Annotated in this window: 1 protein-coding gene; it reads right to left on the bottom strand. The window is 39.7% G+C overall.

All coding sequences use genetic code 11. The features are described from left to right. Window positions 1-4 precede the first annotated feature (4 nt). On the bottom strand, window positions 5-620 hold a 616-nt coding region (locus B2X72_RS03310), incomplete at its 5' end, for a 4-hydroxy-tetrahydrodipicolinate reductase (RefSeq protein ID WP_286848259.1).

The following is a 620-nucleotide window of genomic DNA, read 5'->3' as shown; positions in this document are numbered from 1 at the left end:
TAATTTATAGAGGAAAGGTACCCATTTTGGTAAGGGCAATCTTAATGCCATTCAGATAGGGTGCTACACCAGTTCCAGCTTCATGTTTGATGATTAATTTTTCATCTTCCATACCAAAGATTGTTTCTACACCTAATACATAACCCGGCAGTCTTATCGCATGCACTTGAATACCATTGATATCACCACCACGAGTCTCTTTGTTTCCGAGGGTATCCTTTATGGGTACTTCAACCTTCGGCGTTTTAATTTTGGAAAGACTATAGGCTAATTCTGCGACTGTGCCGCTTGGTGAGTCCACCTTTCTTTGGGATGCATAATCTATAATTTCAAATTGATCAATATATTGAGCAGCAGTCTCCGCAAATTTTTTCAACAAAACAGTGGTGATCGAAAAATTACCGGCGGCGAGTACGGATACCGCGCTTTCTTTCGCATGCTCTTCAATTTCCTCATAATCCTGATTTGAGAGCCCTGAAGTCCCAATAAGGACATGCCTACTTTTATCTATCGCATTCAGGATGTTCTTCTTGGCAATAAGTGGACTGGTAAAGTCAATTAAAATATCAAAATCAATATCCCCCATTGCATTTTCTATTGTATCAAATAGGGGAATCGGA

Origin of the sequence: Sphingobacterium sp. UBA7253, from assembly GCF_002472745.1 — a bacterium.
Lineage (GTDB): Bacteria > Bacteroidota > Bacteroidia > Sphingobacteriales > Sphingobacteriaceae > Sphingobacterium > Sphingobacterium siyangense.
This window is presented reverse-complemented; position numbering and strand designations above follow the sequence as displayed.